This window comes from Photorhabdus asymbiotica (genome assembly GCF_003634575.1).
In the GTDB taxonomy this organism is placed as follows: Bacteria; Pseudomonadota; Gammaproteobacteria; order Enterobacterales; family Enterobacteriaceae; genus Photorhabdus; species Photorhabdus asymbiotica.
In genome coordinates, this window is sequence record NZ_RBLJ01000004.1 from 104,516 (window position 1) to 127,863 (window position 23,348).

General features: G+C 39.6%; 22 protein-coding genes. 11 read left to right on the forward strand and 11 right to left on the reverse strand.

The features are described from left to right. Nucleotides 1–446 precede the first annotated feature (446 nt). The 3 genes from BDD30_RS16340 to BDD30_RS23715 all read right to left on the reverse strand — a co-directional run bounded on the left by BDD30_RS16340 (nucleotide 447) and on the right by BDD30_RS23715 (nucleotide 3,222). Complete coding sequence (locus BDD30_RS16340) at nucleotides 447–1,577, reverse strand: lipase family protein (RefSeq protein WP_015835046.1); 1,131 nt, start codon at nucleotides 1,575–1,577, stop codon at nucleotides 447–449. Nucleotides 1,578–2,176: 599 nt separating this feature from the next. Next, entirely contained in the window at nucleotides 2,177–3,013 is an 837-nt protein-coding gene (sseA, locus tag BDD30_RS16350; protein ID WP_015835045.1) for a 3-mercaptopyruvate sulfurtransferase, read from the reverse strand. A 47-nt stretch (nucleotides 3,014–3,060) separates the two neighbouring features. Continuing rightward, complete coding sequence (locus BDD30_RS23715; protein ID WP_167319321.1) at nucleotides 3,061–3,222, reverse strand: hypothetical protein; 162 nt, start codon at nucleotides 3,220–3,222, stop codon at nucleotides 3,061–3,063. Between the two features lie 282 nt (nucleotides 3,223–3,504). On the opposite strand from BDD30_RS23715, the gene dinG reads away from it, so the two are divergent. Then, the gene (dinG, locus tag BDD30_RS16355; protein WP_015835044.1) at nucleotides 3,505–5,634 is read left to right on the forward strand and encodes an ATP-dependent DNA helicase DinG; all 2,130 of its coding nucleotides are present in this window, start codon (nucleotides 3,505–3,507) and stop codon (nucleotides 5,632–5,634) included. 60 nt (nucleotides 5,635–5,694) lie between these two features. On the opposite strand, the gene BDD30_RS16360 is transcribed toward dinG, so the two are convergent. The 3 genes from BDD30_RS16360 to rhtA all read right to left on the reverse strand — a co-directional run bounded on the left by BDD30_RS16360 (nucleotide 5,695) and on the right by rhtA (nucleotide 7,805). Continuing rightward, entirely contained in the window at nucleotides 5,695–5,916 is a 222-nt protein-coding gene (locus BDD30_RS16360) for an alkylphosphonate utilization protein (RefSeq protein WP_015835043.1), read from the reverse strand. Nucleotides 5,917–6,121: 205 nt separating this feature from the next. Beyond that, a complete protein-coding gene (dps, locus tag BDD30_RS16365) occupies nucleotides 6,122–6,628 on the reverse strand; it encodes a DNA starvation/stationary phase protection protein Dps (protein ID WP_015835042.1) in 507 nt (168 codons plus the stop codon). A 283-nt stretch (nucleotides 6,629–6,911) separates the two neighbouring features. Next, on the reverse strand, nucleotides 6,912–7,805 hold the full coding sequence (rhtA, locus tag BDD30_RS16370; protein ID WP_015835041.1) for a threonine/homoserine exporter RhtA: 894 nt from the start codon (nucleotides 7,803–7,805) through the stop codon (nucleotides 6,912–6,914). Between the two features lie 330 nt (nucleotides 7,806–8,135). On the opposite strand from rhtA, the gene BDD30_RS16375 reads away from it, so the two are divergent. Continuing rightward, on the forward strand, nucleotides 8,136–8,699 hold the full coding sequence (locus tag BDD30_RS16375; protein WP_015835040.1) for an LOG family protein: 564 nt from the start codon (nucleotides 8,136–8,138) through the stop codon (nucleotides 8,697–8,699). Between the two features lie 218 nt (nucleotides 8,700–8,917). Here BDD30_RS16375 and BDD30_RS16380 read toward each other — a convergent pair whose 3' ends face one another. Next, nucleotides 8,918–9,328 carry a hypothetical protein gene (locus tag BDD30_RS16380; protein ID WP_015835039.1) on the reverse strand — a complete coding sequence of 137 codons (411 nt, stop codon included), beginning with the start codon at nucleotides 9,326–9,328 and terminating at the stop codon, nucleotides 8,918–8,920. Nucleotides 9,329–10,416: 1,088 nt separating this feature from the next. On the opposite strand from BDD30_RS16380, the gene BDD30_RS16385 reads away from it, so the two are divergent. From BDD30_RS16385 to BDD30_RS16405, 6 genes are all read left to right on the forward strand, one after another. After that, a complete protein-coding gene (locus tag BDD30_RS16385; RefSeq protein ID WP_015835038.1) occupies nucleotides 10,417–10,686 on the forward strand; it encodes a TetR/AcrR family transcriptional regulator in 270 nt (89 codons plus the stop codon). 36 nt (nucleotides 10,687–10,722) lie between these two features. Next, on the forward strand, nucleotides 10,723–10,899 hold the full coding sequence (locus tag BDD30_RS23720) for a hypothetical protein (protein WP_015835037.1): 177 nt from the start codon (nucleotides 10,723–10,725) through the stop codon (nucleotides 10,897–10,899). Between the two features lie 122 nt (nucleotides 10,900–11,021). Next, the gene (locus BDD30_RS16390; RefSeq protein WP_015835036.1) at nucleotides 11,022–12,059 is read left to right on the forward strand and encodes an NADP-dependent oxidoreductase; all 1,038 of its coding nucleotides are present in this window, start codon (nucleotides 11,022–11,024) and stop codon (nucleotides 12,057–12,059) included. 52 nt (nucleotides 12,060–12,111) lie between these two features. Beyond that, the gene (locus BDD30_RS16395) at nucleotides 12,112–13,269 is read left to right on the forward strand and encodes an iron-containing alcohol dehydrogenase (RefSeq protein ID WP_015835035.1); all 1,158 of its coding nucleotides are present in this window, start codon (nucleotides 12,112–12,114) and stop codon (nucleotides 13,267–13,269) included. A gap of 276 nt (nucleotides 13,270–13,545) precedes the next feature. Continuing rightward, nucleotides 13,546–13,776 carry a GNAT family N-acetyltransferase gene (locus BDD30_RS24310; protein ID WP_071823731.1) on the forward strand — a complete coding sequence of 77 codons (231 nt, stop codon included), beginning with the start codon at nucleotides 13,546–13,548 and terminating at the stop codon, nucleotides 13,774–13,776. Nucleotides 13,777–14,001: 225 nt separating this feature from the next. Next, on the forward strand, nucleotides 14,002–15,597 hold the full coding sequence (locus tag BDD30_RS16405) for an ABC-F family ATPase (protein WP_041382135.1): 1,596 nt from the start codon (nucleotides 14,002–14,004) through the stop codon (nucleotides 15,595–15,597). Between the two features lie 66 nt (nucleotides 15,598–15,663). Here BDD30_RS16405 and moeB read toward each other — a convergent pair whose 3' ends face one another. From moeB to BDD30_RS16420, 3 genes are all read right to left on the reverse strand, one after another. Then, nucleotides 15,664–16,416 (reverse strand): molybdopterin-synthase adenylyltransferase MoeB, encoded by a 753-nt coding sequence (gene moeB, locus BDD30_RS16410; RefSeq protein ID WP_015835032.1) that lies wholly within the window; start codon nucleotides 16,414–16,416, stop codon nucleotides 15,664–15,666. Further along, on the reverse strand, nucleotides 16,416–17,657 hold the full coding sequence (gene moeA, locus BDD30_RS16415) for a molybdopterin molybdotransferase MoeA (RefSeq protein WP_041382133.1): 1,242 nt from the start codon (nucleotides 17,655–17,657) through the stop codon (nucleotides 16,416–16,418). The genes moeB and moeA overlap by 1 nt, the downstream gene beginning before the upstream one ends. A 354-nt stretch (nucleotides 17,658–18,011) precedes the next feature. Further along, on the reverse strand, nucleotides 18,012–18,758 hold the full coding sequence (locus BDD30_RS16420; RefSeq protein WP_015835030.1) for an SDR family NAD(P)-dependent oxidoreductase: 747 nt from the start codon (nucleotides 18,756–18,758) through the stop codon (nucleotides 18,012–18,014). A gap of 583 nt (nucleotides 18,759–19,341) precedes the next feature. Between BDD30_RS16420 and BDD30_RS16425 the strand changes: the two genes are divergently transcribed. The 3 genes from BDD30_RS16425 to yeiB all read left to right on the forward strand — a co-directional run bounded on the left by BDD30_RS16425 (nucleotide 19,342) and on the right by yeiB (nucleotide 22,525). After that, nucleotides 19,342–20,529, forward strand: a complete 1,188-nt coding sequence (locus BDD30_RS16425; protein ID WP_015835029.1) for a YbfB/YjiJ family MFS transporter — start codon at nucleotides 19,342–19,344, stop codon at nucleotides 20,527–20,529. A gap of 169 nt (nucleotides 20,530–20,698) precedes the next feature. After that, complete coding sequence (gene folE / locus BDD30_RS16430) at nucleotides 20,699–21,355, forward strand: GTP cyclohydrolase I FolE (RefSeq protein WP_041382131.1); 657 nt, start codon at nucleotides 20,699–20,701, stop codon at nucleotides 21,353–21,355. A gap of 24 nt (nucleotides 21,356–21,379) precedes the next feature. Next, a complete protein-coding gene (gene yeiB, locus BDD30_RS16435; RefSeq protein WP_015835027.1) occupies nucleotides 21,380–22,525 on the forward strand; it encodes a DUF418 domain-containing protein YeiB in 1,146 nt (381 codons plus the stop codon). Here yeiB and sanA read toward each other — a convergent pair. Then, nucleotides 22,497–23,237, reverse strand: a complete 741-nt coding sequence (sanA, locus tag BDD30_RS16440) for an outer membrane permeability protein SanA (RefSeq protein WP_041382129.1) — start codon at nucleotides 23,235–23,237, stop codon at nucleotides 22,497–22,499. The genes yeiB and sanA overlap by 29 nt on opposite strands. Nucleotides 23,238–23,348: the final 111 nt, after the last annotated feature.

Sequence of the window (23,348 nt, forward strand, 5' to 3'; positions counted from 1 at the left end):
TTCTATTCAGGTAAAAAGTAGTATTAAACTTAAAGTTAATAATATCTTTTAAATCTGTCAAATAAACGTGTGGGAATTTTCGATATTATTTTATTTGATGAAATATAAATTATTTATATTGAAATTAAAATCAAATAATAATGACTATATGTTGAATAATTACACGTAGATATTATTATGGATATCTAAATAAATGATAATGAATTGGTGTTATTTGGAGGGGAATGATTTTATTATTATATTTAAGTAAATATTATCGTATTTAATGGAGCCGTTAATAAAAGCTCCATTTTTTCGGATAACAAATATACCCTTCATCTTTCAAGCTGCTGCTTTGTTGGCTGCTTTCACTCACCCCAGTCACATAGTTATCTATGCTCCTGGGGATTCGTTCACTTGCCGCCGCGCTGCAACTCGAAATCTATTGAGTATAAATATAAACTAAATTATGCAATATTGGTATTGTCGCCAGGTAGAGGTATACGTGATAAATAGGCGATAATATCTTGAGATAAATTACCATTAATAACAACAATATCATCAATAGGTGGTTTAGTTCCGTCATTAACTTCAACTAAATTCATACCATATTGATTAGCATATGCTTTAATATGTTGAAAAACCACCTGATTATTTAAATCTGGGGATGATTCTAACAGCGGTGCAGTAAAAGGTAAATCTGGAGTAAGTTTTGTATAATCTTTATCTTTTACAATAAGGACAATTTTTTGAAATTTATTCATTAATTCTTCATCAATTTTAATCAATGGTTCATAGATAGTAGGAATTTGTGCTAATCCATCGAGATGCCAGATTAAAGAAATAATATCTTTGCGATTATAGATCCGTAAAAAATGACTTTTATAACTTTTTATAGATATGGAATTAAAAATATATTTAACGTAGGACGAAAAAACATTATTGCCAGTAATTGGGCTGGCAAAAGCACAGACATTAATACGGATATTATTTTTTCCTTTATTAAGGTACAACCGCTTTAGGTATAATCCAAGGGTAGAAGCCAGTACACCCCCTAAACTATGACCTGTAATAGTAATATTATGTATTCCCTTTTCTTGGGAAATTTTATCAATTGCATCAATCAGTGATTCCCCATAGCCAGGGGTATTATTACTTTTTGCTTGATTAACAATGTAGTCTAATGCTAAGTGTGTTCCATAAGAAATCTTAGCGTCTTTGAAATCTGCGGGAATATTGGAGTCCCAAAGTGACCAGTTTACCGTTTCGTGTACAGCAAAGTTTTCAATTTGCCAATTAACATCAGACCATGATCCGCGAATAACGATTCGATAGTCATATGGAAATCTACGGTTTTTTACAATAAATAAAACGTGGTCGTCCTTGTTATCCTTAGTATTTTTTCCATTATCAATACGAAAAACAGCAGGTCCCCAAACGATAGAGAATCTATTAGCTGTAATTATACTCTTTTCCAATGATTCTTTAATATTTTCTGCAACGAGAGTTGGTTCTGATTGCTCGGTGATTATACTTCCTGATCCACTAATAAAGCTTAGCGCAAGATTTATTCTTTGATCTTGAAGGGAAATAGTCATTTTCATTCTCCATTTTTATGATATAAATAATGATATTATGTCCTGGTTAAAACATTAATATTCAACTCTCTTATACCCTTCATCCTTCAAGTTGCTGCTTTGTTGGCTGCTTTCACTCACCCCAGTCACATAGTTATCTATGCTCCTGGGGATTCGTTCACTTGCCGCCGCGCTGCAACTCGAAATCTATTGGGTATAACCTATTTCACTAGGATATTTTATTTGTTATTTTTGTTTCTACCTGCTGTCCATACCTATGACTCATTAACAAGAATGTCTTGCAACAATAACTCTTGTTGGAGTAATAGCTTAATATTATTTTTAAATAAAATATAGAGTTGAATTTTAAGTTAATGATAATAATATTTAAATTTACAAATATACTTGTTTAATTATTTTATGTAACTTTGTTTGATAAAAATAACACTAATTAATAGATTGAATAATAACGATATGGAAATTATTGGATAGGATGTTATTGATTGCCAAAAATGCATATCAGAATGTTTGTGCTAAATAGTGGTTATACTATTTCTAAAGCTAATGTCCTGCCGTTTATTTATTCTAGGGCATAAGGTAAATATGCCCTTTGGTGTTAATTATTTCTCCAGTGGCAGGATATCATCTGCTCCCCATTCAGCCCACGAACCGTCATATAAATAAACATCTTTTTTACCGATTATATCTAAACCCAGTACTAAAACAGCGGCTGTCATACCTGAGCCACAACTAGTAATAATAGGTTTGTTTAAATCAACGTGTTGCTGGAGGAAAATATCTGCAATTTCGGTTGCTGATTTAAAATGACCATTTGCTACCAGCATAGTCCACGGAACATTTTTACTACCAGGAATATGGCCCATTCTTAATCCAGGGCGTGGTTCAGGTGCTTTAGCCTGAAAACGGTCTGCTGCTCTGGCATCCACGATTTGAATTCGTGGATCATTGAGTGAAGCCAGAATTTGTTCCAGTGATTTCACCCGGCTGGCATCGAAATTGGTATGAAAAGTTTGAGGACTGCGAGTCACTTCACCTGATTCTGTTGGAAATCCCGCTTGCTGCCAGCTCTGTAGACCTCCGTCAAGAATACGAACGTTGTGGCTGCCTAATACCTTAAATGTCCACCATGCGCGAGGGGCGGAGAACATATTACCTTGGTCATAAATGACGACTAAATGGTTTTCGCTAATACCCATTGCCCCAACAGACTGACTAAACGTTTGCGGATCTGGCAACATATGAGGCAATCCGTTTTGATGATCTGCAATTTTATCCAAATCAAAAAATTGGGCACCGGGAATGTGTGTATCTAGCCAGAGCTGACGACAATCGATTTGTTGAGGTGGCGGTGGTGCCGTTGCATCAATGATGACGAGATTCTCATCATCAAGATGATCTTTTAGCCATTGAGCACTAACGAAGTGTGAATTATTCATGGGAGTCCTCATTTATACAAAAGTTAAAATAGTATCGCGGTCCGTTATTATTGCTGTACCGGCGCTGTGGTTGTCTCTTGCTGTTGATTGGTTGGTGGTTCTATCGGTGTCGTTGAGCGGGTATACATGTTGAGGCCCGCTAAGAATACGCCGCCAATTGAACCAAATGCAAAAAGGATAGCGATGAACGTGATAAGTGGTTTTTTCATTATTATTCTCTGGTGATCTAGAAAATAGGAAGTATATAGGGTTCTGAATAGCTGACAAGGCAATAACCAATTTACTTTATGGATAATGAGTAACGCTTTGAATCGATGAAATTAATATCATTATCCTATACTGTCAGAGCATTTAGTCAGGCTCTTATTGGCATGATAATTTACTGAATTTGGTATCTAGTTATTCACTAGATCTTATAATCTCGATATTGAGCTGATTTCATTTCTGCTCTGTGGGAAAATGGCGCATCGGTTTTATGACAGCAGAATTCAATGGCACTTTCTAGTTCAATAAAAAATCAGATAAGCCAGTGGTATAAGGCGTTGCCTCAACATATTGATGGCTTTATTTCCCGTGCTCCACAAAGGCAGATGATTGCTGAAGTTGCAAAAAACCTTGCTGGTCAGGAAGGGCGCCATTTAATTATTGAAGCGCCGACCGGAATTGGTAAAACCCTTTCCTATTTGATCCCCGGCATTGCGGTTAGCAGAGCAGAAAGCAAGCCTTTGGTCATTAGTACCGCTAATGTCGCTTTACAGGATCAGATTTACAGTAAAGATCTTCCTTTATTGCGCAAAATTATTCCTGATTTGAAATTTACAGGTGCGTTTGGGCGTGGGCGTTATGTTTGTCCACGTAATCTTGAAGCCATCTGTGCACACAATGGTGAACAGATAGATTTAATGTTTTTGGTTGAGGACAAAACAGAACTTGCTAATAGTGAAGAAAAGGAACTGTGCCGCAGATTGCACAGTGACTACACAACTTTTGCTTGGGATGGATTGCGTGATCACCATAAACTGGCTTTGTCTGATGTTTTGTGGTCGAAAGTGAGCACAGATAAAGCAAACTGTCTTGGTCGTAATTGTCAATATTATCATCGTTGCCCATTTTTTATTGCTCGCCGTGAGATCGAAAATGTGGATGTGGTGGTCGCTAACCATGCGTTGGTGATGGCGGCACTGGAGAATGAATCGGTACTACCCGATGCCAGGAATTTGTTATTAGTACTTGATGAAGGCCATCATATACCTGATGTTGCGCGAGATGCGCTGGAAGTTGAAGGGGAAATTACTCTGTTTCAGCTTAATGGTCAGTTGGATACTTTTATTCGCCATGTTGAGCAATATCTGGTGCAATTCCATCCAGCAAAGCCTCCGCGTCTGGCTAATGCTAGTCGTCTTAATGAACATAGTGAAAAAATAAGGGAATATTTTAAAGAGCTTGCTACTGTCACTCAGACACTTTTACCTGAAAAAAGTGAAATAGATGAGTATTTGTTTGAGATGGGTAAGTTACCGGATAACTTGCTACTTTGCTGTCAGCAATTGTTCAAATTGACTGATGGTTTACGTGGGTTGGCAGAAACGATACTTAATGATTTGACTGAGCGAACAGCTAAACAGGATATTGGCAGCTTGCATCGGTCTATTTTGCATACGAGTCGCACGCTTGGATACTTTGAAAATATGACCAAATTATGGCGGTTGGCTTCATTGGAAGAGTCATCTGGTGCACCGGTCTCAAAATGGTTGAGACGCCGCTATGGAAAAAACCAGTCACACCTCTATTTCTATTGCGCGGGTATCAGAGTCAGTGAACAGCTCAATCAACTGCTTTGGCGTAATATTCCCCATGTGGTTGTGACATCAGCAACGCTTCGTTCTCTGAACAGTTTTTCCCGTATTCAGGAATTGACTGGATTAACTGAAAAAGCAGGTGATCGTTTTGTCACGTTATCATCACCTTTTGATCATGTGCGGCAGGGAAAACTGGTTATTCCCCAAATGTCGCTGGAGCCGACAATTGACAATGAAACTGCTCACTTGGAAGAGATGGCTCGTTATTTCAGAACGCAATTGTTGAGTCAGCAGCATAAAGGAATGTTGATTCTGTTCAGTAGTCAGAGGGCGATGGATACCTTTCTCACTTATGTGATGGATTTACGTTTGATGCTACTTGTTCAAGGGGATCAGCCGCGTTACCGATTAGTTGAAACACATTGTCAGCGTATAAATGAAGGGCAATGTAGTGTGTTAGTTGGGTTGCAATCTTTTGCTGAAGGTCTGGATTTAAAGGGTGATTATCTGTCTCAGGTTCACATTCATAAAATCACATTTCCCCCAGTTAACAATCCGGTCATTATTACTGAAGGTGAGTGGTTGAAATCGCTTAGACGTTACCCCTTTGAAGTACAAAGTTTGCCAAGTGCTTCTTTCAGTCTTATTCAGCAGGTAGGAAGGCTTATTCGCAGCCACGAATGTTATGGTGATGTGATTATCTATGACCGGCGTTTGCTGAGTAAAAAATATGGGCTGAGGTTGCTAAATGCTCTGCCGGTTTTCCCTATTGAACAACCGAAAATTCTTTCGGAAGCTGAAATCAGACAAATGAAAGGATAAATAACTTGCACGAAAATTTGCAAGTTATTTATCCTTTATAAAATCGACAGAAGGGGCGGTTTATCCTACTTTTTTTAGAAAGCAGGTTTTCAATACCAACCCTTTGATTTTGTCTGCGTTACATTCGATTTCATCTTCACGATGATTTAGGCGGATATTTTTAATCACAGTACCGCGTTTTAAAGTCACTGATGTACCTTTTACTTTCAAATCCTTGATGATTTGTACAGAATCACCATCATTGAGCACAGTACCATTACTGTCTTTTACTTCGGCATCCATTTTATTATTTCCTCAAGTTACTTATGAAAATAAGCATAGATTATAGACAATTTGTGTTTATTTTTAAAGGATATAACGAAATTTGTCTGTATGACGGGAATTTTATGATGTTTTGCAATGCTGGAGTCTTGAGTGGATAAACAGGACCACGTTGTTAGCTGGTCCTGTGGGTGACGTAGGGCTCTTATATGATGGCCTCTTAATTTTATTGCTCAATGTTTGCTTCAATAAACCATAAGAATTTGTCGAGGTCACGAGAGGCAGCAGTAAGCATATCTGCGGTGTTTTCGTCCTCAATTTCATCAATAGTTGTGCGGATGTCATTAGCAACAATGGCATAACGATCAGCCAGTGCTTTTAAATGATCTTGTACGTTATGGATATTTGTTGGGTAGCTTTTCAGTGAAGTATGTTTATTGACTGCTTGTACAGTTCCGAGTGTTACTCCACCAAATTGTACAACTCTTTCTGCGAAAGTATCTATATGTTCAGTAATAGTAGTATGGAAGTTATCCAGCATTTCGTGGATAGCAATAAAATTTCTACCGCGCATGTTCCAATGTGCTTGTTTGGTGAGCAGGGAAAGATCAATAAAATGGATCACCATATGGTTCAGAATTTCAATTGTTTCCTGCTTAATATCATCGTCAACATCATTACGAGAATAAAGTAGTGTTGATGATTTTGTTTTAATTAATTTGGCTGTATCCATAATAGTTTTCCCTTAGTATTAATAATGAGTTTCTCATTTGTGAGAATGAATATAACTTGATATTAATATTGAATCACATAGCTTATTCCTATTAAATTAATAGATCATTCTTATAAACAAATTGTCAGTAAGAATTATAACTCACATATTAACAATGAAACCATGTGACTGGGGTGAGAGAAAGCTACCAACAAAGCAGCAACTTGAAAGATGAAGGATATATAAGTAACCGGAGAATTATCTTAAATTGCTCCGGTTTTCATTTTACTTCGACTAAATGAAATTATTTGTCGACTTCTACGATTTTTGGTTTCCCTTTAATGGTTGACGTAGAACCGATAGAGGCAAAAATAATACAAAATAGGGCCAACCATTGAGCTGTAGTTAGATGTTCATTGAGAAAAACAATACCAGATAAAGCGCCAAGGGCTGGTTCAAGACTCATCAAAGTACCAAATGTTTGTGCGGGTAAACGGGTCAGAGCAATCATTTCCAGTGTGTATGGGAACGCAGTAGACAGAATAGCGATTGCAAGTGCCAGAGGCATAATTGACATATCAAATAGCAGTTCTGGTCCTGTTTGTATTAACCCGACGGGGAAAAATATCAGGGCAGCGATAAATGATCCGATAGAAACTGTTGCCGCTCCGTAACCTGCCCCCGCGCGTTGACCGAAAATAATATACAGTGCCCAGCAAACACCAGCACTGAGTGCATAGATAATCCCTACAGGGTCCAACCTATCAATATTATTACCAATGGGTAATAGGAAAGCCAGACCAGCAATAACTAACGCAACCCAGAGAAAATCTATTGGTCGGCGTGATGAGAACATGGCTACTGCCAGTGGACCAGTAAACTCAAGAGCAACGGCAATACCTAAGGGAATCGTCGTCAGTGCCATATAAAACGTATAATTCATTGCCCCGAGAGCAATACCATAGGTTAGCAGTGGCATCATTGAGTCTCGGCGAAAATGTAGGCGCCAAGGTTTAAAAATAAGAAATAGAATGATAGTCCCAAGACTCAGTCGCAAAGCAGTAACGCCAGGTGCACCGATGACTGGAAATAGAGTTTTGGCAAGGGAAGCACCACTCTGAATTGATGCCATGGAGAATAATAACAATATTACAGGTATTAACGGAAAAGCATTCCTTTGGAGCTTGGAAGAAGACATCCGGGCAAAACCTCAATTAAAATCAAATGATCTGGTTGATAATCTTCTCAGTGAAACGCAGATAACTCAATAGGTTTGAAGAATATAATTTTAAATAAATATTTTTCATTCATTATATTATGTTATATCAAATAGTAAAATTATTTTTCAGTATTAGGGGATCATTCTATAAAAAATTAAATTGTATTATGAAATATTGATAATTCATCAATGACTAATAATTAATTTTTTAAGTTATATTATATCTATACATAAATGAGTTGTATAATAGTTATGACAATGTATAATTGTGCTTTTTATAGTAAATACAAAGTAACAGGAACTTAGATAATGAAAAGTATTGCTGTTTATTGTGGCTCAAGTCTTGGTGCATCTGAAATCTATAAAGAAAATGCCATTATCTTTGCGAAGGAATTAGTTAAGCGAGATATGACTTTAATTTATGGTGGGGCCAGTGTGGGCATTATGGGAACTGTTGCTGATACTGTTCTAAAAGAGGGCGGTAAGGTTATTGGTGTTATTCCAACATTGTTGGAAAAGCGGGAAATATCACACAAGAACCTGACGGAATTGTACATTGTTGAAACTATGCATCAGCGTAAAAATAAGATGATTGAACTCGCGGATGCTTTTGTTGCTTTACCTGGTGGTTTTGGTACGTTAGAGGAGTTTAGTGAAGTATTTACTTGGAGCCAAATTGGGTTGCACACTAAGCCTTGTGGTATTCTGAATATTAATAATTTTTACGATCCACTGGTTGCTATGATTAATAGAATGGCTGATGAACAATTTTTACATGAAAAATATCGTCATATGGCAATAATCGAACAAGATCCAGTCATCTTACTTAATCGTTTTAACACTTACCAGGCACCATCTGTAAAAACCTATTGATGACAATTCAATAATAAAAAAGTGGTATTGATGGGGTTATAGGGAAATAATATAAATAGAACCCGCTTGTGAAATAAGGCATCATTTAGCAACGGATAGAATAATGTAAATTAGTTTTTGATTGAAATAGGGAATATTTTAAAATAAATAAACCATTCCTGTAGAATAAATGTTAAATATTCTTTACAGGAATGGTTGTTAATATAAATTATTAAATATTAGGTTACAATAGTATATTCTACTACTGGGTTATTACCAACGTCTGCTGTGTAGGACAGATGTAAATCATCACCTTCATAGTCTGTTGATATTGAGTAGCTGCTGCTTCCAATCAGAGGGTTACTCCATGTAATATAAATGCTATAGATTTCGCCTTTGCTATCTACAAATACATAAGTACAACGTCCTGCAACACCACTCAGAATACTATTTGAGTCACTTCTCCAAATAGCTTTTCCTGGAGTGTTATCATTGCTTCTATTAATTACTTGAGGAGGAAGAGTTGTCCACTCACCTTGATCCAAGCGAATAGAGTCTTGGATAAGTTTGAGTTTATATACTGATTTATTAGTTACTTTTGCAATAACGCTGATTGGTGCTTTTAATGTAATAGCTTCGATCTCTGACATGGTATTACCTCTTATGATTAATTTTAAAAATGTGTTTAATAAATGCCAAGATTAAAATCTAACCCATTGGGTTAACTAAATATCTTGAGTGGAACCGACCTTCTAGATCATATTTTATGGCTAATTTTTTACTGCTTTATTGGAATTCCATTTCATAATTCTTCCTTAAACTTAATTTATTTTTATTTGGGGTTTCCTGCTCACTGTTGTAGCCATCTTAATTATAGTTAGTGATAATTCTTATCTAATTTAAAAAACTAAAATAAACTATCTATTAACTATGCAAATAAAAATTTCTATAATTTCGGTGTTTTCAAAAGATACCTTTTCTTTGAGATGAATGTCAATTTTTTTGCCCTTTGAGTTTTATTATAAAATAATAAGAGATTAATTATATGTTTATAATTAAAAACATAAATATAGATGATAAAATATATCTATGTTTTTAATAAATAATATATAGAACGATTGTAATGGCAAATAAATGTAGGTTTTTAAGTTTATGGTTAATTAATAATAATTTTATTATACATCGAACATTGGTTTGCAATTTTACGGGTGAAATGTTAATGCATTGTGATGTTGGATGAGTATAACTGGGCAATAATTGTATTTATTAGGCGCAACGATAATCATATATATTAATTTGATAAGGATTGGTTATTGATTATAAATTTATTGATTCAAAGAAGTTTGAATAATAATGCCAAATTATATTAACTGTAGGTATTGTTGCATATTTGATAAAAATTTTAGAAAAATGGAAATTAATGTAAACATAGTGTCATTAGTATTTAATATTTTTGAAATAGGATAATGTGCCCTATTTGTTTTTTATTGTTTATAATTTACGATATTAATAAGCAAGGAACTGCCCGCTATTATGTTAAAAGTAAAAATCAAAATCTTCCGTTGTTAACGAATTAATTTATTAATGGAATTTTAAACAGTAATTATATTTCAGAATGAAGTTATAAATCAGTGGTAATATGGTAATAAGTTAAATTAGAATGTAATTTTATATTTTTATTTATAGGCAGTAAAATTTTAGCCTGATCATAGACGATGGGTCTAATAATGTGTAGGCTATGTTTATACAAATGAGTAAACAGTCCCAAGATATCCGTCAGCATATTCTAGAAATCGTTCAAAAAATTATTGGGTGTAAAGGTCTTGCAGCGGTCGGACTTAATGAAATTTGGAAAGTGGCAGAAGTGCCAAAAGGTTTATTTTATTATTATCTTGCGTCAAGAGGGATATTTGGTACCGCTATGCTTGAAGATTACTTTACGTATTTTCTCTCGCAAAGATGGACAACATCATGGCGCGTGAAGAGTGGACTTCGAAGGAAAACCTAATGCAGTACTGGCAGGGTTGGTTGGAACCTTTGGGAGATGGTGTTGCCCCTGAAGGTGGATTGTACTGCTGAAGAAACTTTTCCATTGGCTGAAACGCTATACCAGATTGGGTTAGGCGCCAGTTTGATGGCAAAGATCACGCAGAGTAGTGCACCATTACAGAGTGCTTTGGTGACTTACGAAGCGTTTGCTGGATGCATACTGGATGCATAAAAGATAAAAATTCTGTTGGAGATACCACTATTTATGAGTGTTTCTTATACCTAAGAGTTAGACGACTGGTCTGCTTTTTAGGTAATTCAATGATACTAACTTTATGTTGAAGGAAAATATAAATGTCTCAAACACAACAAATAAATCGCCGTATTGTATTAGCTTCACGTCCGCACGGTTTTCCTACACCATCTAATTTTCGTTTAGAACAGCAACCTATTCCAGAGCTCAGAGAAGGCGAAATTCTGTTACGCAGTGTTTTTCTTTCCCTGGACCCTTACATGCGTGGACGGATGAATGATGAAGCCTCTTATGCTCCATCGGTAGAGCTTGATAATGTTATGGTTGGTTCAACGGTAAGCCGAGTAGTATCTTCTAACCATTCGGGATATCAGGTCGGTGATTGGGTACTGGCGGATAGTGGTTGGCAGGATTATGCCGTTTCCGACGGTGGTGCTCTTACCAATTTAGGACAATCGCCTTCTTACCCGTCCTATACATTAGGCGTGCTGGGTATGCCTGGCTTTACCGCTTATATGGGTCTATTAGATATTGGTCAACCTAAAGCGGGGGAGATATTGGTTGTTGCTGCTGCAATGGGTCCGGTGGGGGCTACGGTTGGGCAAATCGGTAAGCTTAAAGGCTGTTACGTCGTTGGCGTTGCTGGTGGTGCAGAAAAATGCCGTTATGCTGTTGATGTGTTGGGATTTGATGTTTGTCTTGACCACCATGATCCAGACTTTGCTGACCAATTGCGCCGTGCTTGTCCTAAAGGTATCGATATTTATTTTGAAAATGTAGGAGGGAAGGTATTTAACGCAGTTTTGCCGTTGCTAAATATCTTTGCTCGTGTTCCGGTTTGTGGAATGGTGTCGTTCTATAACGCGACTCGTATTCCGAAAGGGCCAGATCGTGTGCCTTTATTAATGGGGCAATTGCTACAGAAGCGAATTCGAATGGAGGGGTTCATTATTTCTGATCATTATGCTCGGCGTTTTGATGAATTCTGGCGCGATATGTCCACTTGGTGCGCTGAAGGGCGGATCAAATATCGTGAAGAAATAGTGACAGGTTTGGAAAATGCTCCGGAAGCGTTTATTGGTCTGTTGCAAGGTCATAATTTCGGCAAGTTAGTTGTCCGTGTTGGTCCTGATAATTAAATTCTGTGGGGAATATTAAAAGATTATATCCGACTAATTTAGCGAGATAATTATGCAAAATTTTGAGTATTACAACCCAACTAAAATAGTTTTTGGTAAAGAGACTATTAGCCGTCTTGACGACTTGGTTCCTCAGGATGCGCGGGTTCTGATTCTCTACGGTGGTGGCAGTGCTGAGAAAACCGGGACATTGGATGAGGTCAGGGGTGCATTGGCTGGCCGAACTATCCAGGAGTTTGGCGGTATTGAGCCTAACCCGACCTACGAAACGTTGATGAAAGCTGTTGAATTGATACGAAATAGTGAAGTGGATTTCCTACTTGCTGTCGGTGGCGGTTCTGTGATTGATGGCACTAAATTCGTGGCGGCTGCTGTGAATTTTGAAGGGGAACCTTGGCGTATTTTAGAAGAGGGAGGAGCTATTATTCGGAGTGCGCTCCGGTTTGGTACAGTTTTAACTTTGCCGGCAGCGGGTTCAGAGATGAACGATGGTTCAGTTATTACCAATAAGGCGAAACAAGTTAAGCTGGACTTTATGAGCCCGTATGTTTTTCCTCAATTTTCAATTATGGACCCAACAAAGACCTATACTCTCCCGTTACGTCAGGTGGCTAACGGAGTGGTTGATGCCTTTGTACATGTAATGGAGCAGTACCTGACTTACCCTGCTAATGGCATGGTACAGGACCGGTTTGCTGAAGGATTATTACGGATATTAATTGAAATTGGTCCGCAGGCGATAAGTTCCCCCGATAACTACGATATCCGGGCTAATCTGATGTGGGTGACTACCATGGCTCTCAATGGCTTGATTGGTGTAGCAGTACCGCATGATTGGTCCACACATTTTATCGGTCATGAATTAACCGTGCTTTACGATATTGATCATGCACGAACACTTGCTGTCATTTTACCTGCGACTTTGCAAGTTTGCCGGGAAAATAAACGTGACAAATTGCTCCAATATAGTGAACGTGTTTGGGGTATCACCAGCGGAAATGAAGAACAGCGTATTGATCAGGCTATTGCACATACCCGCAGTTTCTTCGAAAATCTGGGGATTCAGACTCACTTGTCGGATTACAACCTCAGTATTGATGACATTGATCGTGTAGTGAAACAGCTGGAAGCACATGGAATGACCCAATTGGGCGAAAATAGAGATATTACGTTGGACATTAGCCGTCGTATCTTACAAGAAAGTCTTTGAGCTGAAAGAATGCCTCGGGTTGGCCCGGGGCTTATCTACAATAAAATAAGAAATTGAAGTCTCCGCGTAGTATCTGGCAGTGCTATCCCCTAAAAATTTATAAATGAATAGATATCGAAAATAATCTTGATAAAGTGTCTCTAAGATATAGCAGCAACTTGAAGGATGAAGGGTATATACCTGTTATCTTTCAAGTTGCCTCTTTGTTGGCTGCACTCACTCACCCCGGTCACAGAGTTATCTATGCTCCCGGGGATTCGCTCCCTTGCCGTCGCGATGCATCTTGAAATCTATTGGGTATATATTATCCCAGAATTAAGAAGGAAAGGTTTGGTGGCTCGACTTGTTACATGTATTAATAGTTGGGCTAATGATCGTGGATGTACTGAAATGGCATCTGATACCGATATCAATAATGAAGAATCACAGAATCTTCATTTATCACTTGGATTTATGGAAACTGAGCGGGTAGTTTTTTCAGGAAGTCAATTAAATAGAGATAAATAGGGTGGTGCGAATCTGGTTATTAAATTAATGGAAATACTGATTTGTACTACGCTGTGTGATATGTGCATTATGTTTCTTACATTCACAACATAACCTTATGTTACGCCTTCTTTAGTTTAAAGAATGTTCAAAACTTCCCGCGACCTCTCATTATTGTTGTGGCATAATGCGCCGCTATCGATTTTTCCGATTTCCCTTTTGTTTCTAAATTTAAGAGCGAATGCTGTGTTAAGTACAAACAACATCACCATGCAATTTGGCAGTAAGCCCCTGTTTGAAAATATTTCTGTCAAGTTTGGTAGCGGTAACCGTTATGGTCTGATTGGTGCTAATGGTTCTGGTAAGTCCACCTTTATGAAAATTCTTGGTGGCGATCTGACACCAACTTTAGGTAATGTCAGCATGGACCCCAATGAGCGTATTGGTAAACTACGTCAGGATCAATTTGCCTTCGAAGAGTTCACTGTATTGGATACTGTGATTATGGGGCACACGGAGTTGTGGCAGGTAAAGCAGGAACGTGACCGTATTTATGCGATGGCAGAAATGAGTGAAGAAGATGGCTATCGTGTTGCGGATTTGGAAGTCGCCTATGGTGAGATGGATGGTTATAGTGCCGAAGCGCGGGCCGGAGAGTTGCTGTTGGGTGTTGGTATTCCGGTAGAACAGCATTACGGCTTAATGAGCGAAGTGGCCCCGGGCTGGAAATTGCGTGTATTGCTGGCTCAGGCACTGTTTTCTAATCCTGATGTTCTATTGTTGGATGAACCAACTAACAACCTGGATATTGATACTATTCGTTGGTTGGAGCAGGTGTTGAATGATAGAGACAGTACCATGATCATTATTTCCCATGATCGTCATTTCCTGAATACAGTCTGTACTCACATGGCAGATCTTGATTACGGTGAATTACGTCTGTTCCCCGGTAATTATGATGAATATATGGTTGCTGCCACTCAGGCGCGTGAACGTTTGATAGCTGATAATGCGAAGAAGAAAGCACAAATTGCAGAGTTGCAGTCTTTTGTCAGCCGTTTCAGTGCTAATGCTTCCAAATCAAAACAGGCGACTTCTCGTGCCCGCCAGATTGATAAAATCCAATTGGAAGAAGTGAAAGCCTCCAGCCGTCAAAATCCGTATATTCGCTTTGAGCAGGATAAGAAATTGTTCCGTAATGCTCTGGAATTAGAGGGTTTGACTAAAGGCTATGACAATGGTCCTTTGTTTAAAAATCTCAGCCTTTTGTTAGAAGTTGGCGAGAAAATGGCAGTTATTGGCGCTAACGGCATAGGTAAAACGACTTTCCTAAAAAGCTTGGTTGGTGAAACAGAACCCAACAATGGTACGGTTAAGTGGTCTGAAAATAGCAGCATTGGTTACTATGCTCAGGATCATGCCAGCGATTTTGATTGCGACCTGACGGTTTTTGACTGGATGAGCCAGTGGAAGAAAGAAGGTGATGATGAACAATCTGTTCGCAGTGTATTAGGGCGTTTATTGTTCGGTCAGGATGATATTAAGAAGAAAGTTAAAGTATTATCTGGGGGTGAAAAGGGCCGGATGCTATTTGGCAAGCTGATGATGCAACAGCCAAATATTCTGATAATGGATGAACCAACAAACCACCTAGATATGGAATCCATTGAATCCCTGAACCTTGCTCTTGAATTGTATAAAGGGACTTTGATATTTGTTTCTCATGATCGGGAATTTGTCAGTTCATTAGCGAGCCGTGTTCTGGAAATCAAATCTGATAAAGTCATTGATTTTAAAGGTACTTATGATGAGTATCTGAGAAGTCAGGGAATTATTGGGTAATATCTTTGTTAAATAACATGCCCCGGTTTAAGTAATTGGGGCACGTTATTTCCATTAACAGATGGATCAACAACTACATATTTCGCAATTTGGATCTTTAAGTAATTTAATATCGCGAAATTGCATAGTCATGGCGTCAAACAGTAAAACCTTTCCGCTGCCTATCTTGCCGTATCCGGTAAGGAGTTTGATAGTTTCCATTGCCTGTAATGTACCGATGGTACCTACCAGTGGTGCCATAACGCCCGTTTCTACACACGTTAGATTGTTTTCACCAAACAACCGGCTCAAGCAGCGGTAGCAAGGGGAATCTGGTTGATAAGTAAATGTAGTCAGCTGTCCTTCCATACGAATGGCTGCCCCGGAAACCAGCGGTATTTTTTTTACGAGACACAGACGGTTTAGTTGTTCGCGGATCGTCACATTATCAGAGCAATCCAATACAACATCATTCTGGCCGATAAGTTCCGCCAGCGCTTGATCTTCCAGTAACGCATTAACAGTTTTGATTGTGGCGTGTGGGTTTATTGCTTGAAGAGTTATTTGCGCCGACTGGACTTTGGCCATCCCGATGCGCTCGTCTCGATGTAGAATCTGCCGTTGTAAGTTTGAGAGAGAGACAGTATCAAAATCTAGCAGTGTTATTGTTCCTACGCCTGCTGCGGTTAAATACTGGGATGCTGCGCAACCTAAGCCACCGGCACCGACTATCAGTATTTTCGATGATTTCAGCTTTTCTTGGCCGTCAAAATCAAACCCGCGTAGGATAATCTGACGGTTATAGCGCAGGGTTTCTTCGTCTGTCAGTTCAATGGTCATTATTCGTTTTTCAGTAAGTGATTGAACAATTCGATCTCGACATTTTCGCCAATTTCTACTCGTCCACGTTCGCGCTCCAGAACGATAAAGCAGTTACCCAAGCTAAATGAGCTGAATATATGAGAGCCTTGATGTCCTGTTGTACGAACTTCTAGTTCACCTTGTTGATTCACCGAAGCAATACCACGTTGAAAATCCATTCTCCCTGGTGTCTTTTTCAATGGTGTAGTGACCTTAGCACGCATACGCATTGACGGTTGCCATGCAGTAAAACCAGACAGGTTAGCGATTAAAGGTTGAACCAATTGGTAGAAGGTGAGGACGGCTGAAACTGGATTACCGGGTAAGCCACAGAACCAGGAATTTTTTAGTTTACCAAAAGCAAAAGGTTTGCCCGGTTTTATTGCCAATTTCCAGAAACTGATTTCGCCCGATTCATCCAGAATTTGTTTGGTGTAGTCTGCTTCACCGACAGAAACTCCTCCACTGCTGATAACTAAATCAGCTTCTTGATCCGCTATTTCAAAAGTATTGCGCAATGCTTCAGGGGTATCTGCAATAACACCTAAATCAATGATGTCGCAATCCAGTTTTTCCAGCATTAAGCGAATGGCAAAACGATTGGTGTCATAAATTTGGCCTTCTTTAAGCGGTTGACCGATAGCTTGCAATTCATCTCCGGTAGAGAAAATAGCAACTTTTAATTTGCGGACTACTTCGACTTTGGCGATCCCCAAAGATGCAAGTAGTGGCAATTGAGCCGTGGATAATTTATTGCCTGCCGGCAGTACCACGGCACCTTTAGTAATATCTTCGCCGGCTAAACGGATATTCTGGCTCTGTTTTACCGGTTGAGTGAAAACGACACCATCACCAGCAATTTCTGCGTGCTCCTGCATAATGACAGTATCAGCACCTGAGGGAATAGGTGCACCGGTCATAATTCGGATGCAGGTTGCTGTAGGCCACTCTCCCTGAAAAGGTGCTCCTGCCAGGGCTTTTCCTGCCATAGGCAGTGGCTTATTACCGTTTAAATCGGCATAGCGTACTGCATAACCATCCATTGCTGAGTTAGCAAAAGGTGGAACATTAATAGGAGAAATAATATCTGTAGCAGTAACACGCCCTGATGATTGGGTAAGGCTGACAGTTTCTGTGTCAGTCAGTGATGTGGTTTGCGTCAGCAGTTTTTCTAGCGCCTGTTGCAAAGAGATCAATTCAGAGGTACGACAGTGATCCATAATGATACTCCCAGATAGCATTTTGTAATTGCATCATTATGGCAGAGATCATCGTATGTGTTAGCGATATTTAACTTTGGTGAGGTTTCATTTGCTCCATAAACGCGGCGATATTGGTATTGGTTACTCAAAACGCCGCAACATGTGGCAAATATATATACCCGTTATCTTTCAAGTTGCCTCTTTGTTGGCTGCACTCGCTCACCCCGGTCACATAGTTATCTATGTTCCCGGGGATTCACTCCCTTGCCGTCGCGATGCATCTTGAAATCCATAGGGTATAAAATATTGCGATTAACCTGGTATCTTGGAGTTTGCGGTTGTAATAGTCAGGTTAAAAAAACAGGCGAGGTTTTATAAAGTTTGGCCGCATTCAACCTTTATGATCTGTCCTGTCATTGCTTCTGCTTTTAATAACATCAAAGTGACTTCTGCAACATCCTCTGGTGTTGCGATGCGTTCTAAAGGCAAATGAGTACAGAGCGTCTGCATTTTCTCCTCTCTTCCTTTCCACCACCTTGTTTCGACTGCTCCAGGGGCCACGCAGTTAACCCTTACTGATGGAGCCAGTGCTCGAGCCAAGGATTTTGTTAGTCCGTGAACCGCTGATTTGGAAACTGCATAGGGAATAGAAGAACCAAGGCCAGTTTCGCCAGCGATACTCCCGACATTCACGATAGCACTCCCTGCCTTTGCTTTAAGATAGGGGGCTGCATGCCGGCAGCAATGAAATGTGCCTTTCACATTAACATCGATAATGGCATCCCAAATATCGTCAGATATAGCCTCAAGATCTTCAAATTGAAGTTGCCTTGTTGTCCCTGCGTTATTAACTAGATAGTCAATTCCGTTAAACTTTTCCACGACAGTGTTTATCATGGCTTTTACTGCTGATTCGTCGGCAACATCTGCTTTTATTGCTATGGCTTGTCCCCCGTCCCTAATAATAGATTCGGTTGTCTCCAACGCTTCAAGTTCACTTTGTGAATAGATCACTGCTACTGCCGCACCTTGCTTTGCTAGCATAATACTGATAGCTCGTCCGATACCAGTCCCACCGCCAGTAATAATTGCTGTCTTACCTTGGAATTCTTTATGCATAAAAATCTCCTCAATAATATTAGTACGTAGCTTGACGAATCATACCTCTCCTATAGACAGGTTTGCCATACCTTTCATCCTTCAAGTTACTGCTTCGTTGGCTGCTTTCACTTACCCCAGTCATATATACCTGTTATCTTTCAAGTTGCCTCTTTGTTGGCTTCACTCACTCACCCCGGTCACATAGTTATCTATGCTCCTGAGGTCTAGTTAATATTATGTTTAAAAGCTTAATGTGATTTTATGTGGATTTAATTTAATTAGGAGAATTCGTGATGCATAACATGAGAAATAATATATACCTTTCATCCTTCAAGTTGCTGCTTTGTTGGCTGCTTTCACTCACCCCAGTCACATAATCTATGCTCCTGGGGATTCGTTCACTTGCCGTCGCGCTGCAACTCGAAATCTATTTATACTCTGTTCTTTCCGGTGCTGTAATTCATAGCTTACTTGCTCTTTAAATTGTAGGCAGAAATAATTTACGTTTTTTAAGGGGAATTTTGTTAGTTCAAAGTGTCTATTGTTTTTGATTTTTGTTATAGCTTATGGAAAATAAATTAAAAATAATGTTTCCATCACTATGAACAATCCAATTTCTTCTCAGCTGGACCGCAGCCGTCAGGCTTTCCATATCGCAATGAGTGGGTTTTTAGCACTAGTTGTCGCTATGGGGATCGGGCGCTTTACCTTCACGCCTCAAGTTCCTTTAATGATTGCAGAATCCCAATTAAGTCTGACCGAGGCGGGGATCGTCGCGGCCTTTAACTATTTAGGCTACTTGGCGGGGTCTTATGACGCGATGCGCGCGAGTCGATTTATTGAATACCGACTCTGGACAGGATTATGGGGCGCGGTGATTATCACGTTGTTTTCTGCGCTGTTAGATGGGCCAGTATTACACAGTATTGCCCGTTTTTTTATCGGCTGGGCAAGTGGTTGGACGTTAGTGTTGGCGGCTGCATGGGCTAATGAGCAGTTAGCTAGATTAAATCGTTCTACGTTGGGGGTTGCTGTATTTGCAGGACCCGGCGTGGGGATATTTATCAGTGGTATCTTTGCGGTAGGTATTCAAGCATGGCAATTGAATGCTGCGGAAGCATGGATACTGTATGGCATTTTGGCGCTGATTCTGAGTGTTTATGTTAGTCAGCATTTGCCTCGTAGCGGTGAACTACACCGTTCTCAGACTGAGGTGAAAAAACTGATTTTGACACCTGCTATTAAACGAGTGGTATGGAGCTACAGTTTAGCCGGATTTGGTTATATTTTACCTGCCACTTTTCTTTCGCAAATGGCAAGTGAGCGTTTCCCTGGCAGTTTGTTTGCTCAGTTTGTCTGGCCGATATTTGGTGCTGCTGCGGTAATCGGTATTGGTTTCGCTATTTTGACTCGTCATATGCTAACAACTCAGATCCGGCTGGCGATCACTTTATGGATTCAGGCAATAGGTATTCTTTTGTCTGAGATTGTGCCGGGAATAGGTGGTCTGGCGTTGGGCTCTTTATTGGTTGGTGGTGGTTTTATGTGCGTGGTGCAAATGGCGTTTCAGTATGGACGTGAATTAGCACCAGAACATAGCCGTTATATGGCTGGGTTATTAACTACCGGATATGCTATCGGTCAGCTTGTTGGACCAATGTTGTCAGCGGTTTCAACTGCGATAACCGGAAAATTGGAACCTGCGTTGTATGTCGCATTAATTACCTTGGTTATTGCTGGGTTATTGGTTTGCAACAAGAATAAACTGACCGGTGAAGAGCATGTGTAAAAAATTCACATAATAATGAAAAGCAATCACTGGATAATCACCACGTGCTCATTTACAGTGTATGCAATAGTTACCAATGAATCATGATTACCTGGTTATGGGATTCATGACTCAAACATCAACTTTACTACCCGCCAGATAATGGAAAGTAATATCTTTGGAGAAAATAATGTCATCTCTAAGTAAAGAAGCTGAGCTTGTGCATTCAGCGCTGGAAGCTCGTGGCCTTGAGACTCCTTTACGTGGTCAGACACTGGCACCGGAAGTACGCAAAGTACGCATTGAAGAGCATATGACGGAAATTATGAAACTGTTGAATCTTGACCTGAGTGATGACAGTTTGGCGGATACCCCCGGTCGTATTGCGAAAATGTATGTTGACGAAATTTTTTCAGGGTTGGATTACAGCAATTTCCCGAAAATCACCTTAATAGAAAACAAAATGAAAGTGGATGAAATGGTGACCGTACGTGATATCACGTTAACCAGCACCTGCGAACACCATTTTGTGACTATTGATGGTAAAGCTACTGTTGCCTATATCCCAAAAGATAAAGTCATTGGGTTATCTAAGATTAACCGTATCGTGCAGTTTTTTTCACAGCGTCCGCAGGTACAAGAACGCTTGACACAACAGATCCTGATTGCATTACAGACGCTGCTTGGTACCAATAATGTCGCAGTATCTATTGATGCGGTCCATTATTGTGTGAAGGCTCGAGGCATCCGTGATGCAACCAGTACCACGACAACGACATCTCTGGGAGGGTTGTTTAAATCCAGTCAGAATACCCGTCAGGAGTTTTTACGCACGACTCGCCATTAGTGATTTCTACATAGGGATATCAGAATGACTCGCCAGAGAATTGATACACTGGATAGTATTCGTGGTCTGGCGGTTCTGGGAATATTGCTACTCAATATCTCCGGTTTTGCTTTGCCATCTGCTGCTTATTTGAACCCGGAATATAATGGCTCGGCTTCCTCATCTGATTTGCTGATTTGGTCTGTGCTCAGCGTTTTTGCTCAGGGAAAATTCCTGTGTATTTTTGCCTTTTTATTTGGCGCAACATTGGAGTTACTATTGCCAAGGGGCAAAATCTGGAACTATCCGCGATTGACCATACTTGCTTTGATTGGAGTGTTGCATGGTATTTTACTGTGGGATGGCGATATCTTGCTCTCTTACAGTTTGACGGGTTTTTTCAGTTTTTATCTGATTAGCCAAAATAACTCTAGCAACAGGTTGTTTATGAAAGGCGCTATTTTTTATTTGGTTGGATTAGCGCTGTTATTTATTCTTGGGTTTTTATCTAGAGGCGAACCTAATGACAACTGGCAGCCGACGGAATTCCATATGCTATACGAAACATTCTGGAAAATAAGTGGTGGCTGGCTGGCAATAGAAGAACGTTTCAATCAAGTTATATCGATGATGATCATGATGTTTGCTCAGTATGGCTGGCAGCTTATCGGCATTATGTTATGTGGGGCTGGATTAGTGCGTAATGGTTGGCTAAAAGGTGAGTTTTCAGTGAACCATTACCGAAATGTAGCGTTATTGCTAATACCACTTAGTGTAGCCATTCAGATACTCTCTGTAGTGATCCAATATGTGTATGGCTGGGATTACTTTGGATCAGGTATTGTCGGCTATATTCTTTCCGAGTTGGTAGTACCTTTCCAGGCACTGGGTTATATGGCTTTAATATATGGTTTTTGGTCGGTGATTTCAGGTTGGCGAATTAATTATTGGCTCAGGCAGGTTGGGCGAATGGCTATGAGTAATTATTTGTTGCAAACCTTAATTTGCACAGCACTGTTTTATCACTTTAAGCTATTTGGTCAATTTAGTCGCTTGGAATTACTTGCATTTATTCCGATCATTTGGGCGGTGAATATTCTTTTTTCATGCTGGTGGTTACGTCGTCACCAACAAGGACCGTTAGAACGGTGCTGGCGTGATGTTACGGCTGTGTTGGCCCGGTTTTCTTAGGCTGGGCTTTATCCATTTCGCTTAACTCTTGTGGGGACACTGCTGGATAACCCGTTATACCTTCCGGTACTTTATGTGGGGAGGGGATTGGGATCAAAGGACCCAGGAAACGAGGTTCACGTTTTAGAATATAAAGATCAGTTAAGGCACCAAGTCGAGCAATTATTTCGCGTAACCGAACAGTGATCATATTCTTAGGTGTAGAAACTGCATAGCACTGAGCGGTAATTCCCATATGCATAGCGATAAACAGGGCACGTTCGCAATGAAATCGTTGAGTGATAATCGTGAAATCATTGGTATCAAAAACCTTACGGGTTCTGACGATTGAATCAAGTGTTCTGAAACCAGCGAAATCCAAAACGATGTTTGTAGCAGGAATACCCGCTCTTACCAAATCCCTGCGCATAGTTATCGGTTCGTTATAACTTTGTTGAGCATTGTCACCACTTAGCAACAGATATTTGATTTTGTCACTGTTATAAGCATTCACAGCTCCCTGAATACGGTACATATAATACTGATTGGGTGCCCCAGAGAGGTAATATTTAGAAGTACCAAGCACCATACCTACTTCACGCTCAGGAAGTTGTTTGAGGTCATCAAAGATATAGGGGGCCGTTTTCCAACTAATCCAGCGATCAAGTACAATGGCTGTCAATATCAGCATCCCGGTGATGAATAACAGACCAATTATCAGGCGCTTCCACATGCTTTTGCCTTTATATACATCAATGATTGAATCCAATAGAGGCTACTTTACCTGAAATGCCGAAGCAAGTTTTCTCGATAGAAAAAAGCCTGACAGTAAGACTGACAGGCT